At 46.4% G+C, this 15802-nt stretch carries 13 protein-coding genes; 11 read left to right on the forward strand and 2 right to left on the reverse strand.

Features of this window, described 5'->3' with window-relative positions; genetic code table 11:
* Positions 1 to 202: 202 nt before the first annotated feature.
* From NSB28_RS04690 to NSB28_RS04715, 6 genes are all read left to right on the forward strand, one after another.
* Positions 203 to 2587, forward strand: a complete 2385-nt coding sequence (locus NSB28_RS04690) for an HAD-IC family P-type ATPase (protein ID WP_109625409.1) — start codon at positions 203 to 205, stop codon at positions 2585 to 2587.
* A 257-nt stretch (positions 2588 to 2844) separates the two neighbouring features.
* Positions 2845 to 3345 carry a hypothetical protein gene (locus NSB28_RS04695; protein ID WP_109625410.1) on the forward strand — a complete coding sequence of 167 codons (501 nt, stop codon included), beginning with the start codon at positions 2845 to 2847 and terminating at the stop codon, positions 3343 to 3345.
* Complete coding sequence (locus NSB28_RS04700; RefSeq protein ID WP_109625411.1) at positions 3342 to 4682, forward strand: TrkH family potassium uptake protein; 1341 nt, start codon at positions 3342 to 3344, stop codon at positions 4680 to 4682. The genes NSB28_RS04695 and NSB28_RS04700 overlap by 4 nt, the downstream gene beginning before the upstream one ends.
* A 19-nt stretch (positions 4683 to 4701) precedes the next feature.
* Positions 4702 to 5355 (forward strand): potassium channel family protein, encoded by a 654-nt coding sequence (locus tag NSB28_RS04705; protein WP_109625412.1) that lies wholly within the window; start codon positions 4702 to 4704, stop codon positions 5353 to 5355.
* Between the two features lie 39 nt (positions 5356 to 5394).
* Positions 5395 to 6807: an ATP-binding protein gene (locus NSB28_RS04710; RefSeq protein WP_109625413.1), complete on the forward strand. Its 1413-nt coding sequence runs from the start codon at positions 5395 to 5397 to the stop codon at positions 6805 to 6807.
* 3 nt (positions 6808 to 6810) lie between these two features.
* On the forward strand, positions 6811 to 7506 hold the full coding sequence (locus tag NSB28_RS04715; RefSeq protein WP_109625414.1) for a response regulator: 696 nt from the start codon (positions 6811 to 6813) through the stop codon (positions 7504 to 7506).
* A gap of 13 nt (positions 7507 to 7519) precedes the next feature.
* Here the strand turns inward: NSB28_RS04715 and NSB28_RS04720 are convergent, their stop codons facing one another.
* The gene (locus tag NSB28_RS04720; protein ID WP_109625415.1) at positions 7520 to 8383 is read right to left on the reverse strand and encodes a YitT family protein; all 864 of its coding nucleotides are present in this window, start codon (positions 8381 to 8383) and stop codon (positions 7520 to 7522) included.
* A gap of 193 nt (positions 8384 to 8576) precedes the next feature.
* Here NSB28_RS04720 and NSB28_RS04725 point away from each other — a divergent pair, with 193 nt between their 5' ends.
* The 5 genes from NSB28_RS04725 (at position 8577) to NSB28_RS04745 (ending at position 14681) form a co-directional block, all read left to right on the forward strand.
* Positions 8577 to 9419 carry an N-acetylmuramoyl-L-alanine amidase gene (locus NSB28_RS04725; protein ID WP_109625690.1) on the forward strand — a complete coding sequence of 281 codons (843 nt, stop codon included), beginning with the start codon at positions 8577 to 8579 and terminating at the stop codon, positions 9417 to 9419.
* Positions 9420 to 9879: 460 nt separating this feature from the next.
* The gene (locus NSB28_RS04730; protein ID WP_109625416.1) at positions 9880 to 11802 is read left to right on the forward strand and encodes a L,D-transpeptidase family protein; all 1923 of its coding nucleotides are present in this window, start codon (positions 9880 to 9882) and stop codon (positions 11800 to 11802) included.
* A 95-nt stretch (positions 11803 to 11897) separates the two neighbouring features.
* Positions 11898 to 12581: a DNA/RNA nuclease SfsA gene (gene sfsA / locus NSB28_RS04735; RefSeq protein WP_109625417.1), complete on the forward strand. Its 684-nt coding sequence runs from the start codon at positions 11898 to 11900 to the stop codon at positions 12579 to 12581.
* Positions 12575 to 13699, forward strand: coding sequence for an A/G-specific adenine glycosylase (mutY, locus tag NSB28_RS04740; protein ID WP_109625418.1), 1125 nt, complete (start codon positions 12575 to 12577; stop codon positions 13697 to 13699). The genes sfsA and mutY overlap by 7 nt, the downstream gene beginning before the upstream one ends.
* Complete coding sequence (locus NSB28_RS04745) at positions 13665 to 14681, forward strand: glycosyltransferase family 2 protein (RefSeq protein WP_109625419.1); 1017 nt, start codon at positions 13665 to 13667, stop codon at positions 14679 to 14681. Before mutY ends, NSB28_RS04745 begins: the two co-directional genes overlap by 35 nt.
* 44 nt (positions 14682 to 14725) lie before the next feature.
* On the opposite strand, the gene NSB28_RS04750 is transcribed toward NSB28_RS04745, so the two are convergent.
* The gene (locus tag NSB28_RS04750; RefSeq protein WP_109625420.1) at positions 14726 to 15643 is read right to left on the reverse strand and encodes a diacylglycerol/lipid kinase family protein; all 918 of its coding nucleotides are present in this window, start codon (positions 15641 to 15643) and stop codon (positions 14726 to 14728) included.
* Positions 15644 to 15802: the final 159 nt, after the last annotated feature.

Raw genomic sequence — 15802 nt, forward strand, 5'->3', positions numbered from 1 at the left:
AACATCCAAAACTTTTCTGTTCATTCTCTTAAGATTTCCAAAAGTGGCTGTACAAATGAAAATCTCCTTTGTATAATGGTGGAGATGGATTAAATTACCTGGAAAAAAGTTAATTATTTTTCAGGTTGATAATTTATTGATTATTATATGGAAGAATACTATATATAAAATAATAATTAACCAAAGAATATGAGGCGATAAAATGGCAGACGGATCTAACCGGGGCCTGACCAAAGCAGAAGTAGAAAAAAGGATACATTTAGGCCAGGTCAATATTATCAATAACAGTATCTCCAAATCTAAAAAAGAGATTGTTATGACACATACCCTGACATATTTCAACTTCCTGAATTTATTTCTGGGAGTGCTTGTTATTATATCAGGACAATTTAAGAATATCACGTTTATGGGCGTTATCATAGTCAATTCGCTGATAGGCATAGCCCAGGAGTTTAAGGTAAAGAAGCTGATCGACAAGCTGTCAGTGATCACAGCGTCAAAGGCCAAGGTGATCAGGGACGGAGCGCTGTTCCAGATTCCCATAACCCAGGTGGTCATGGATGATTTGATGATAGTGGAAAACGGCGACCAGGTCTGCTCCGACGCTGTTGTACTTCAGTCTGACGGCATGGAAGTAAATGAATCCATGCTCACAGGAGAATCCAAGCCTGTAAAAAAGAAACCGGGAGACCAGCTGATGTCGGGAAGTTTCCTGGTGGCAGGAAGCGGTGTTGGACGGGTAGTGAACGTGGGCGAAGACAATTATGCGGCTGTCCTGGCCAGAAAAGCCAAGACTAAGAAGCGTGCCACGTCTGAAATGCAGCAGACGATCAAAAAAATAATCCAGGTTATCGGTGTGGCGCTGATACCTATCGGAATACTGCTCTATCTCTCCCAGAGCAGAGTGGAAGGCAGCACATTTTCAGATTCACTTGTCACCACTGTGGCAGGCGTGATCGGAATGATCCCGGAAGGACTTGTACTTCTGACGAGCGTCTCGTTTATTCTGGGTGTGGGGCGTCTGGCCAGAAAGAGGGCTCTTGTCCAGGAAATGGAAGCTATAGAGGCTCTGGCAAGGGTGAACGTACTCTGTCTTGACAAGACAGGCACTATCACCACGGGCAAGCTGGAGGTCGTGGAAGTAGAAGGCCTGGGTGATGTGGAGAGTTCTCAGGTGGAGACTGTCATGAATGAGGTGGCTTTTGCTTTTGATGATGTGAACAACACCCAGGAAGCCCTGATGAAGAGATTTAAAAAGACCGGAGCATGGTCTGTCTCAGAGAAGATTCCATTTTCTTCAGACAGAAAATACAGAGCGATCCGTTTTGCGGACAAGGGCTGCTATGTGCTGGGGGCTCCGGAATTTTTAAATAAAGATGATGAAGAACTCTCATTGAAGGTAGAAGGATATTCTAAGGAAGGCTTGAGGGTGCTGCTGCTGGGCAGCTGTGAGGATATGGATACGGAAGACGGCAGCGTGTCAGGTGTGAAGCCAATGGGGCTGATAGTGATATCAGACTGTATTCGCCCGGAAGCCCCGGCCGTGTTTGAATATTTCAGGGACCAGCATGTGGATATTAAAGTTATCTCAGGCGATAACCCTGTGACTGTCTCCCAGATAGCCGTCAAGGCGGGCCTGGAGGGCGGAGAGCACTTTATAGATGCATCCACTCTTCCGGAAAATTTTGAGGAACTCAAGAGCATGGTGGAGGGCTATTCTGTATTCGGCCGCGTGAAGCCGGAGCAGAAGGAGCAGATCATCAGGGCATACCAGGCAAACAATAATGTAGTGGGTATGGTAGGTGACGGTGTCAATGACGTGCTCGCTTTAAAGGATGCGGACTGCGGCATTGCCATGGCGGCAGGAAGCGATGCTGCCAAGCAGGTGGCACATATCGTGCTGCTGGATTCAAATTTTGCTTGCCTGAAGAATATTGTAAGTGAAGGCCGTATGATCATAAGCAATATAGAAAGGGTAAGCTCTCTGTATCTGACAAAAACTATCTATTCGGTATTCCTGTGCATCATATTTATATTGCTGGAGCGGTCTTATCCATTTATACCAATACAGCTGTCGTGGATCAGTACGGCGGCGATAGGGCTGCCAAGCTTTATCCTGACACTGGAGCAGTCAGAATCAGTGAACAGCAACGGGTTCCTGCGGCATGTGTTAAGAGTCGCGCTTCCCTGTGCTCTGACAATGGTACTGAGCATGTGTATGATACAGGGGCTTGTACCGTTCTGGGGCGGTGATGAGATGCTCACTTATACGCTGAACATGCTGATCGGCGGTATGGTAAGTATCATGGTAGTTTACAGGGTGTGTATGCCGATGAACTGGATGAGAAGGTCACTATTTGCGGCAGTACTCATAATCTTTGCGGCAGGAGTACTGATAGCGCCGGGATTCCTGGGGATCTATCCTGTATTCCGCTGGGAGATGCTTCTGGCCATCCCCCTGGCATGTATGGTGATAGTCTGTGAAGGCATCCTTTCCAGACTGGTGAAGGAATGTTTTGTCATGAAGGAAAAGTTTGTTAAGAAGATCAAGGCAAAGCGTGCTGAGAGGGCAGGAAACCCTGCCTGAAGGCATCAAACAAAATAGAAAATAAAAGATAAGAAAAACCTGGCTCTTGGGGGAAATGCCCTGCGGAGCCAGGTTTTTTGCCGGATGGATGCACAGAGCGCACTTTTGGTAACAGTTGGGCCTTTGTTCTTAACAGAATCTTTATACAGAGGGCGGAATCTTTATGGTTTCCTAATGCGTAAAAGATCAATATTAGCACGGCCTTAACGCCTGTTTTTTTATAATAGAGACAGGAAGAGAGAAAGGCGGTGGATATTATGCTGCAGGTATTATTAGTGATAGCAGGAGCACTTATTGTTTTGTTCGGAGGCATGTATATCATGTCAGGGATAGATAAGTGGCTGAGGGAGGATGGATTTATAAAGGAGGAGGCTGCTCCGGCTGAAAAAAAGAAGGCGGGTGGCAGGGCAGAAGACAGATATGAGATGCTTGTTTTCGGAAGCACAAGGGAGGCTGAAGAAATCTGCAGGTGTGCGCGGGAATCGAAGCTGAGTGCTGTATTCTCAGACGAGGTTCTCTTCAGAAAAGAGTGGGAGGACATCAGATATATTGTGGCTGTATCAGATTCAGATCTGGATAATCTTCTTTTATGCAATATAGGGAAGAAGCTGTATAATCTCCAGGGAGCTTTTGGTATCTGTTCTTTAAAAGAGAACAGGAAGCTTTTTAAGAATTCCGGGATAAAGATCATTGAGAAAAGGGAAGATATGGGAGAATATATCCTGGGACTTCTGGGCAGAAGGGAGTCTTTGGCATGAAGATGTTCTATAAGAAACTGACCCAGACCCAGATGATAGCTATAGGGTTCTTTTTGATCATAATAACCGGGACACTGCTTCTTACATTGCCGGCAGCCAGCAGGAGCGGGCAGTCAGCAGGCTTTCTGAATGCGCTGTTTACAGCTACGTCAGCTTCCTGCGTGACAGGGCTGGTAGTGGGGGATACATTTCAGACTTGGACACTTTTTGGGCAGATCGTGATCATTGTCATGATCCAGATAGGCGGTCTGGGATTTATGACAGTGGGAGTGTTTTTCTCAATCCTCCTGCGCAGAAAGATCGGGCTGCGCACCAGGGGGATCCTCCAGGAGAGTGTCAATACTCTTCAGATAGGCGGTATTGTGAGGCTGGTGAAGAGGATAGTCATAGGAACGGCTGTCTTTGAGGTCACAGGGGCTGTACTTCTATGTACCAGGTTCATACCCCGGTTTGGATGGGGCAGAGGGATCTATTATGGTATCTTCCACTCCATTTCGGCTTTCTGCAATGCAGGGTTTGACCTGATGGGAGAGGGGGCGCCGTATGTCTCATTTACTGGATATGCGGATGACTGGGTGATCAATATAACTATCATGGCTCTGATCGTCGTAGGCGGAATCGGATTCCTGGTCTGGGACGATATTTATACTAATAAATGGAAAATCAGGAAATACAGGCTACATACAAAGATCGTGCTCAGCGCGACAGGTGTTCTTATTTTTGGCGGGGCCGCCCTGTTTTTATTATTTGAGAACAGTCATCTGATGGATGGCATGAGTGTGCACGGAAAGGTCTTAAGCTCCCTGTTCAGCTCTGTAACGGCCAGGACAGCAGGTTTTAACACGATTGATACGGCAGCTCTGCAGGAGAGCAGTAAAATGCTGACGATCATACTGATGTTCATAGGAGGCAGCCCCGGTTCTACAGCCGGAGGTGTAAAGACCACCACAATGGTGGTGCTTCTCATGTATCTGAAAGCAAATGTAAAAAAGGAGAACAGCTGCAACATATTTAAAAGAAGCCTGGAGGCAGAGACGATAAAAAAGGCAAGCGCAGTATTCTGTACGAACCTGTTCCTGGCAATAGCTGCGGTAGTGGCGATAACCGCGATCCAGCCCATAAGCCTGACAGATACAGCATTTGAGGTATTTTCCGCCATAGGCACGGTTGGGATGTCCACCGGGATCACAAGGGAGCTGACAGCTGTATCCAGGTGTATCATCATTTTCCTGATGTACTGCGGTAGGATAGGGAGCCTTTCATTTGCACTCTCCTTCAGGAGCAATAAAATAATAACACCTGTTTCACAGCCTGTAGAGCGTATAACAATTGGCTGACAAAGAGAGGAGATTAAATATGAAGACAATACTTATAATAGGCATGGGGAGATTTGGCCATCATCTGTGCAAGGACTTTTATAAGCTGGGCAATGAAGTGATGATAATAGACAAATGCCAGGAAAAGGTGGAGGACCTTCTGGCATATTCCACAGCCGCAAAAGTAGGCGACTGTACAAATGAAGAAGTGCTCAGAAGCCTTGGGATCGGGAATTTTGACTTGTGTTTTGTATGTATAGGTTCGAATTTCCAGAGCAGCCTGGAGATTACCAGCATGGTAAAGGAGATGGGCGGCAAGTATGTCATCAGCAAAGCCAGCAGGGATATACACGCCAAATTTCTTTTAAGAAACGGAGCGGATGAGGTGATCTATCCTGACAGGGATATTGCAGAGAAGCTGGCTGTGCGCCATAGCGCCGACCATGTATTTGACTATATAGAGCTGACAAAGGGATATTCTATTTTCGAGATCCCTCCCATGCACAGCTGGCTGGGAAAAAGCATAAGGCAGGTAGATATCCGGGCTAAATTCCATGTGAGCATCCTGGGGATCAAGAGAGATGGAAATCTTGAGCTTATGCCCCATGCTGACTATATCCTGCGTGATAAAGAGCATCTTATGGTTATCGGGAAGAAGGAAGATATTGACAGAATATTGGCAAATATGCGATGACGTGTTATGATAGGGGAAAGTTAAAAAAGGAGCAGAGAGATGAAAAAGCTTATCCGGCACCCACAGGTGGTCTATATAGCGCGCCTTCTTGTCATTATGACTGCGACAACTGTATTCTCCATCTGGCTGAGTAATTTTGGTATAGGAAAAGAAAATACGCTGATGGTATTTATGGTAGGAGTACTGCTTACAACCACTTGTACAGGGGGATACCAGTACGGTATAGTTGTGTCTGTTATCAGTGTCATGATCTTTAATTATTTTTTTACTGTTCCCCTGCATACCTTTGCCATCACAAATACGAATGATATAGTCCTGATCTTCTTTTTCCTGACAGCGTCTGTTATCTCATCAAGCCTGACAGTCCGGTTCCGCAAACAGCTGGAAATAGCTCAGAAGAATGAGCAGACTGCCAGGCTTTTGTATGAGATGTCAGAAAGCTTTATCAATGTAACAGGCAAGGATAATATCATCCAGCTGGGTATCCGCTATATCTATGAGCACACAAAGTATGAGAGTGCGGTGGAGCTGCAGGATGAGACTGTGGTGGACGGGTCTAACGGGAAATATACGTCAAAGGATTACATGATGGTGCCGATCATTGGGCTGACAAAACAGATTGGTGTCCTGAAAATATATAATCATAACCAGGGCCTGACGACAGAGCAGGAGCTTCTCATCAAGACGGCGGCAAATCAGATCGGAATCGCTCTCGACAGAGAGCTTATTTATTCTGAACAGGAAAAAATTAAGCTGGATATGGAGCGGGAGCATATGAAGGGCAGTATGCTGCGCAGCATATCCCATGATTTCAGGACGCCGCTGACAGGGATCATCGGGGACTGCGGCCTCATTCTGGAGTCTGACGGACAGGATATGGACAGTATCCGGCAGCTGGCAGGGGATATTGATGAGCAGGCGGCATGGCTCATGAAAATGATGGAAAATATCCTGAATATGACTAAGATCGAGAGCGGCAAATTCGAGATCACCAAAGAGCAGGAAGTGATAGAGGATATTGTTTATGAGGCAGTGCGCCATGTAGCAGGACTCCAGGAGCACAGGAAATTCACGCTGACCATGCCTGAAGAGATACTCCTGGCTGAGGCGGATGGAAAAATGCTTGTACAGGTCATTATAAACCTGCTGGATAATGCCATGAAGCATACACAGGAAGGGGGGAGGATATCCCTCTCTGTGTCCTGGCGGAACGGCAGGGCTTATGTGCAGGTGGAGGATGACGGGGACGGTATATCAGATGATATGATGGGACATCTTTTTGATGAATTTACTACAAGCTCAGAAGGAGGATCTGACCAGGTCAGAGGTATTGGACTTGGGCTTGCCATCAGCAGGGCTGTGGTCACTGCCCACGGAGGTGAGATATGGGCGGAAAACAGGCTTGAGGGCGGAGCCAGATTTATATTTTGGATAAAAGCGGAGAAGGTTTGATTGATGGAAGATAAGAGGACGATCCTCATAGTTGAGGATGACAAATATATCATAAATTTTATATCTATGAGCCTGAAAAAGGAGAATTACAGGTATTATGCCGCCAAATCGGTGGAGGAGGCAGTCAGTCTGTTTTATGCCAACCAGCCGGATCTGATAATACTTGATCTGGGCCTGCCTGACGGGGACGGGATAGAGGTGATAGAGCGGGTACGGGAGAAATCCCAGATTCCCATAATAGTCGTGTCTGCCAGACAGGAGGAGCAGGAAAAGATCAGGGCGCTGGATATGGGGGCAGATGATTACGTGACTAAGCCCTTCTATATGGGGGAACTGATGGCGCGCATAAGAGTTGCCATGCGCAAGCATATACAGGTGCCCGGCAGTCAGATGAAAGAGGATGTATTCACATGTGATTATTTAAGTGTGGATAATGAAAAAAGGAAGGTTTTCATAGACGAAGAGGAGATACATCTTACGCCTATTGAATTCAGGATACTGAACCTTTTGATCGCAAACAGGGGAAAGGTGCTCACACATCACTATATCATGGATGAAATATGGGGAAGCACGGAGGGCGTGGAGTCAGGAAATCTGAGAGTTTTCATGGCGGGCCTGAGAAGGAAGATAGAAAAAGAACCGGCGCACCCCAGGTTCATCCTGACGGAAGTGGGGGTTGGGTACCGGTTCTCATCCTAGCACAATAATTAAATCAGTCGTTTGGACGCTGGTAGAAGCGTCCTGTTATCTGGTCGGTCCTGATGGAGTTGATAAATGCATGTTTATCCTCCTGACGGACTTTATTTACTATAGTCTTGACTTCATCGCTGGAGACTACTGAGTAGACCATCTTTCTCTTTTCCTGTTCATAGCAGCCTGTCCCTGTGAAAATAGTGGCGCCGTGATTAGTATTGTCTGCAATTATGTGGTAGACCTCATTCGGGTGGTCAGTGATGATGAACAGTGTGTGCTTCTTATACCTCTGATGGAGCATCTGCACTATCTGGGTGGAGGTGTACTGGAAAATGATAGAATACAGTGCTTTATCCCATCCAAAGAGTACGCCGGCTACAAGAAGCATGGCAACATTTCCAAGGAGCATGTAATTCCATGTGTCGATCCCGTGCTTTTCTGAAAAAAAGATGACCAGGATATCCGTGCCTCCTGCACAGGCCGCGCCTATCAGACAGAGGCTCATGGCGAAACCATTGATGATACCGCCGAATACGGCTATCAGCAGGACATCGGAGGTGACCACAATGGAGGGGATGAGGTCCGTAAAAATACCGGTCAGGACGATCATCAGTGTGGTATAAAAGGTAAACTTTTTTCCAATGACCTTAAATGCAAGGACGATGACAAATGCATTTAAAGTATAGTTGATGACAGAGAACGGAAGAGAAATGTTCAGGAATTCTTTTCCAATCTTCTGGAGCAGGAGTGTCAGCCCGTTAAATCCGCCGGGATAGAGGCCTCCCGCATGGACGAACGTGTTGATGTTGACTGCCATAATAAGAGATGCGGCTACAATAAAGACGAGCCGTTTTATATCACTTTTCAGGGCTGAGGTTTTCATGTTTCAATCTCCTTTATTCGCACTTTTTCGTTCTTTTATTATAGCATAGTACGGCATTTTTTGCCACTGCAATCCTTGATATTTTCGGCAAAGGAGGCATCAGCGTATTACTGTTCACGGAGTGAACAGTAATGTGTCAACCTGGAAGGTTCCCGCATATGCTGGTTATAAAGAAGTAATTTTGAGGATTATTATGACAAGGATTGTAGTGGATGCAGGTCACGGCGGAAGTGATCCCGGGGCTGTCTATCAGGGAAGGCAGGAAAAGGACGATACTCTCCGCCTGGCGTTGGCAGTAGGGAGGATACTGGAGGATAACGGTGTGGACGTGGTTTTCACAAGGACAGACGATATTTATGAGACTCCGTTCCAAAAGGCAACAGAGGCTAATCAGGCGGGCGCGGATTTTTTAGTATCTATACACCGCAACTCAAGTCCGCTGCCCAACCAATACTCAGGCGTGGAGACGCTGGTGTATGATGATTCCGGCATAAAGGCAGAGATGGCTGAAAATATTAATAAGGAACTGGAAAGAGCGGGGTTTGCCAATCTTGGGATTTCTGAGCGTCCCGGCCTTGTAGTGCTGCGCAGGACCAAAATGCCGGCAGTATTAGTAGAGGTGGGATTTATTAACTCTGACGAGGATAACAGGATCTTTGATGAACATTTCGATGAGATAGCCCAGGCGATAGCAGATGGAGTGCTGGAGACGATCAGGGGCACGGATGCGCAGTCAGAGAGCGCTGACAGGGACGAAGAGGCAAATACAGATGATGACAGCGCCGAATGGGGAATGGAGGATTACCGGGGAGATGAGGAAGTTCCCTACTACAGAGTGCAGACAGGGGTATTCAGACGCAGGGAGAATGCCCAGGAGCAGCTCTACCAGCTTCAGCAGCAGGGCTTTCCGGCCTATATCATCAATGAGGACGGATATTACAAGGTACAGGTAGGCGCTTTTGAAAAACTGGATAACGCCATAAGGATGGAATCTGTTCTCAGAAAGAATGGATACTCCACATTTCTGACAACATAGAAAAAAGACAGAGGTGTTTCACCGGCGAATTATGCGGGACGCCGGTGAAACATATTTACTTGTCATGGCGCGGGCCGTAATGAATAATGGCGCATACGTGTATGAAATGTAAAAAAGATGTAAAATATGTTCATATATTCCTATATTTGGTTGACGGGACAAGCCTTGTTAAATATAATCTGTTTAAAGACTTTTATGAGATGAAATGACATGATTTAAATTGTTACTATTCATGGACTGCTTTGAATTTTTCAATCAGGATGGCCGGTATAGATTCAGGTGAGAATGCAGATGCTATAGAAAAGCACAGACCTGCTGAATAGTTACGAAGATATTACTCCATCCGGAGCTTATATTTCTCATAGAAAATCTTAATAATTTCGAAAGGTGCTTTTTCATTTTTACAGGAGATGGTAAAATCAGGTTAAACTATAAATGGCAAAGCATATGAGGTTATGGAATGAACGATAAGTTAGAAGATAAGGTTGGCAAAGAGGATGAGGCAGCTGTGGGTCCCGCATCCCCGGATGCAGCGGAAAATGAACGAATTGATAATGAAAATCATGCGCCCGGAGGTGTGAATGAGGCGGAGGGCAGCCAGGATGCCGGAGATTCTAAAGCAGCCGGGACAGATAGGGAGCAGGAAAGCCCGGAAGGGAAACCGGAGAACTCAGACAGAGAGCAGGCTGAAGGGAAGCCGGAGAATTCAGATAGTGAGCAGTCTGAAGAGAGACCGGAAAACTTAGATAGCGTGCAGCCTGAAGAGAGGCCGGAGAACTCAGATGGTGAGCAGTCTGAAGAGAGGCCGGAAAACTTAGATAAGGAACAGGCTGAGGTGCAGATACGGAACTCAGATGAGAAGCAGTCTGAAGAGCAGCCTGAAAAGTCTGCAGAAGATTTAAAGGAGCAGAAGCCTGGAGGTGAAAAACTGCCTGAGGCGGAGCTTGAATTTGTTTCAGGGGATGATGTGCCTGTCAGGAAGAAAAAACGGTGGAAGCTGGCAGTGGGAATTGTGTTTATCGTGCTGCTTCTGGCAGCAGGCGGCGCTTACGGGGCGGGTATCTATTATTTTCAGGACAAGTTCCTTCCCAATACAACTATTAACGGCATAGATGCTTCTTATGCACTGCCTGAGGACATAGAAAACCAGATTGCTGCCGGAGTGAAGAAATATAAGATCCAGGTGGAATCAAGAGGAGGAAAGAAAGAGACTCTCACCTCTGACCAGATTGGGTATCACTATGTATCAAAGGGCGAGGTGGAAGGCTTTAAGGAGAGCCAGAACCTGTATAAATGGCCGTTCAGCTTCTGGGATGATTTTAATTATACATTTGAATCCAGCACGGCATATGAAGAAGAAGCATTTAACCAGGCGGTAGAGAATCTGGAATGTCTGCAGCCTGAGAACATGGAAGAGCCCAGTGATGCCTATATGGAATTTGACACAAAAGATTCAGAGTATGTCATTGTGCCGGAAGAGCAGGGGGCAAAGCTGGATACTGACAAAGTCAAACAAGTCATAGGAGAGGCTGTCACAAAGAGTGAAGACGGTATTTCACTGGAAAAGAAAGAATGTTACTTAAAGCCTGCCGTTACATCAGGTGATAAGTCCCTGAACAGGCTGGTGACTAAGCTGAATAAATACTGCCATACAAGGATAGAATATGTCTTTGGAGAGAACAGAGAAGTTCTGGACGGGGCAACGATTAACAGCTGGGTCAGCTATGATGATAAAGGCAATGTCACGCTGGATGAAGAACAGATCCCCATTTTTGTCCAGGGGCTTGCGGAAAAATATGACACATATGACAAACCAAGGGAATTTAAGACGAATGATGGTTCTTATGTGACAGTCAGCGGCGGAAGCTATGGATGGATGATAGACCAGGAAATGGAGGTTCAGGAGCTCACGGCTCTCATACAGAGCGGGGCACAGACAGAGAGGTATGCGGCGTTTGCACAGACTGCGCTCAGCTGGGAGAACAGTGACCTGGGATGGGATTATATAGAAATAGACTTGACGAAACAGCATATTTGGATGTATATTGGCGGAGAAGTCGCCGTGGAATCAGATTTTGTATCAGGTGATATCCGGTCTGGGGACAAGGCCACTCCGGAGGGGACTTATACGCTGTATTATAAGAAGTCACCTGATGTTCTGAAAAGTGACAAGCCTGGTGACTCTTATCAGACGCCAGTCACATTCTGGATGCCTTTTAACGGCGGTGTGGGTATGCATGACGCTACATGGAGAGGAAGCTTTGGCGGAAGTATCTATACCTATGATGGATCGCACGGATGCATCAATCTCCCCTATGATGCCGCCAGTCAGATATATAATCTGATCTATGATGGCTTTCCGATCATATGTTTTTACCGTTAGGATATTATGATGCCAGGGTCAAAAGGTCATACAATGCATGCTTGCATGCAATTGTATGACTTTGACCCCAACATTTTATAAAACAGGGGATAATAATGAAGTATAACAATATAAAAGAGGCAGTCTTTCTGGAACGTCCGAACAGGTTTATCGCACATGTGATGCTGGACGGACACAGGGAGATATGCCATGTTAAGAACACGGGGCGCTGCAGGGAACTGCTGACGCCCGGTGCTTCTGTATTTATAGAGGAATGCAGCAATCCGGCCAGAAAGACGAAATATGATCTGATAGGGGTCAAAAAAGGACGTCTGCTGATCAATATGGATTCCCAGGTCCCTAATAAGGCTGTGGAGGAATGGCTGCTGAAGAAAGAGTTATTTTTAGACCTCACCCTGGTGCGGCCGGAGACAAAGTACGGCAGTTCCAGGTTCGATTTTTATATAGAGGCAGGCGGCAGAAGGATTTTTATGGAGGTAAAGGGGGTCACTCTGGAGGAAGAGGGTGTGGCCAGATTTCCGGATGCCCCCACACTGAGGGGGATAAAGCATATCCATGAACTTATGGAAGCCATAAAGGAAGGATATGAGGCGTATGTTCTTTTTGTAATACAGATGAAAGGCGTAAGCAGTTTTGAACCTAATTACAGGACACATCCGGAATTTGGCGAAGCGCTGAAGCAGGCGGCGGAGGCCGGGGTGCATATTCTGGCATATGACTGCATAGTTACAGAGGACAGCATTGAAATAGACAGACAGGTGAGAGTAGAAAAATGCTAAAAGGAATTGTGGAACCACTGCTAAAGTGGTATGATACTTGCAGACGTATTTTGCCCTGGAGGGAGGAACCTGATGCATACAGCGTATGGGTGTCGGAAATTATGCTGCAGCAGACCAGAGTGGAAGCAGTCAAGCCGTTTTATACAAGATTTATGGATGCGCTGCCTGATATAGAGGCTCTGGCATCATGTGAGGAGGACAGGCTCCTGAAGCTCTGGGAAGGGCTTGGATATTATAACCGTGTAAGGAATATGCAGAAGGCAGCCAGGATCGTGGCAGAGGAATACGGCGGCAGGATGCCCTCAGACTATGAAAAGCTTTTGAAGCTTCCGGGAATCGGCCCGTACACGGCCGGGGCTGTGGCCTCTATTGCATACGGGATACCCGTACCGGCTGTGGATGGAAATGTGCTGCGTGTGCTTTCAAGGGTAACGGCAGATTATGAGGACATAATGAAGCCTTCTATGCGCAGGAAGCTGGAGGAACAGATAATGGAAATTATCCCTCCGGATAATGCAGGGAAGTTTACTCAGGCTCTTATGGAACTGGGAGCCATCATCTGTGTGCCAAACGGAGCCGCAAAATGCGGAGAGTGCCCGCTAAAGGACATGTGTCTGGCAAGAGAGAAGGGGATCGTGACAGAACTTCCCCAAAAGGCGGCAAAAAAACCGAGAAGGATAGAGCAGAGGACGGTTTTTGTCTTAAAAGACGGTGAGAAGGCGGCTATAAGGAAGCGGCCGAAAAAAGGGCTTTTGCCCGGGCTATATGAACTTCCTAATACGGAGGGACATCTGGGTATGGATGAGGTGGTGCAGTTTGTAAAAGAACAGGGAATGTCACCGATCCGGGTAAAGAGGCTGTCGGATTCCAAACATATTTTCAGCCATGTGGAATGGCAGATGATTGGTTACGCAGTCTGGATAGAGGAGCTGGAAAAACAGCCGGAAGACGGCCTCATCTTTGTAGAACCCCAAAGGACAGAAAGGGAATTTCCTATACCGGCGGCTTTTGGAGCATATACAGATTATTTGCAGATCAAGCTGGGGCAGGAAAAATATGAATCAGTAAAAGGCAGGAAAGAAAATGAAGATTTTATCAGTGGCAATACCGTGCTATAATTCAGAAGCTTATATGAGAAAGTGCATCGAATCCCTCTTACCGGGAGGAGAAGATGTAGAAATACTGGTGATAGACGATGGGTCAAAAGATAATACCGCTGACATTGCGGACGAATATGCAAGAGAATATCCAGGGATCGTAAAGGCCATCCATCAGGAGAATGGAGGGCATGGGGAAGCTGTAAATACAGGGATCAAAAACGCTACAGGATTATATTTTAAAGTAGTGGACAGCGATGACTGGGTGGATGTACACGCATTTACTGAGATACTGGCAAATCTTAAGGAGCTGGTGGGAGGACCTGATACTGTTGATATGCTTATCAGCAATTTCATCTATGATAAGGTTGGCGTAAGGCATAAAAAAGTAATGCGTTACCGCTCTTCATTCCCGCAGAAGCAGATCTTTACCTGGGATGAGGTCCATAAACTGAGAAAGGGACAGTATATCCTGATGCATTCTGTAATTTACAGGACAAATCTGCTCAGGGAGTGCGGCCTGGTACTGCCGAAGCATACCTTCTACGTGGACAACCTGTTTATTTTCCAGCCCCTTCCCTGGGTAAAGAAAATGTATTATATGGATGTTAATTTCTATCATTATTTTATAGGGCGTGAAGACCAGTCGGTAAATGAAGAAGTAATGATCCGCAGGCTGGACCAGCAGATCAGAGTCAACAAGATCATGATTGATTTTATGGCAGGGCAGAAGATAACTAATAAAAAGCTGAAGAAATATATGCTGAATTATCTTGATATCATTATGACAGTATCTTCGATCATGGCCCTGCGTTCAGGGACAGACGAGAATTTTGAGAAAAAACAGGAGCTGTGGCAGTATCTGAGGCAAAGCGACTATCCGCTCTATCTGAAGCTTCGGACAGGTCTTCTTGGGCGTGCCATGAATCTGCCCGGCAAGAGCGGACGGCAGGTATCTGTTGCCGCTTACAAGGTAACAAGAAAGTTTTTTGGTTTTAACTGACAGGATAAGGGGCTGCTGCGTGTGCAACGGCCCCTTAAGTTATGTCAGCCTGTTATGACTTTTAATGGGATTGCTTCTAATGAAATATCAAGTGAATCCCGGCAGCCAAATGATTCCCCGTCTGTATGTACGGCGAGAGATCTGTCGGTCCGGACGGACATCCTGCGGCAGCGGAATATATGTATCCCCTTAAAATGTGTATGTTTGCCGTAATATGCTGTAGGAAGCGCCATGAGGACTTTCAGTTTGCTCATTTTTTCTACAACGATAATATCCAGCCATTCATCTGATGAATCTGCCTCAGGACAGAACATGAATCCTCCGCCCTCATACTTCAGGTTCATGGCGGCTGTGAAGTAGACCTTCGGATAATGAAGTTTTTTCTCACCGTCAAGTATGATATCCATAGGTGAGGCCTTCAGCAGAAGCAGCTGTCTGAGTGCGATCCCTGTATAGGTGAGCTTGCCCAGCTTCAGCTTATTCAGGAAATCCTTGATTGGTGAGTTCAGGGCTTCGTGACAGATGGCAGCATCATATCCGATACCTGAGCTGACTGCAAAATTTCTCCGTTCTCCTTCTGAAGTGCTTACACCGATGCGCAGACTGTGATAAGAGGAAGGATGAAGTATCGCTTCTAATGCTTTGGCAGGATCTTTTTCCAGATTCAGCCCCCTTGCCAGATCATTGCTTGATCCTGTGGGTATGTAGGCAAAGACAACTTTTGAATAATCTTCAATGCCGTAGATGACTTCATTAGCTGTTCCGTCACCGCCTACGGCTACCAGTACACAGGGGGATTTCTCTGTGGAGATATACTTGGCCAGCCTGGTCGCATGGCCTTTTTCCCTGGTAAACAGAACCCGGTAATCACATTTAACGGATGTCAGCCTGTGCTCCAGAGTGTCCCATATTTCACGGCCTTTGCCTGAACTGGATTTTGGGTTAACAATAAAATAATACATGGACTGCCTCCCGGAAACTTTATTCCCGCGGGCAGCGAGCCAGGTGAACATGCCTGCATGTGCATTTGGCGGCTGCCGCGGGGGGCTTTTGTTGATGTATTTATTGTAGCAGGTTTTCAGTAAAGGTGCCAGAGGAAATTATTGTGCCTCCTGCGGTAT

Source organism: Murimonas intestini, from assembly GCF_024622195.1.
Classification (GTDB): Bacteria; Bacillota; Clostridia; order Lachnospirales; family Lachnospiraceae; genus Murimonas; species Murimonas intestini.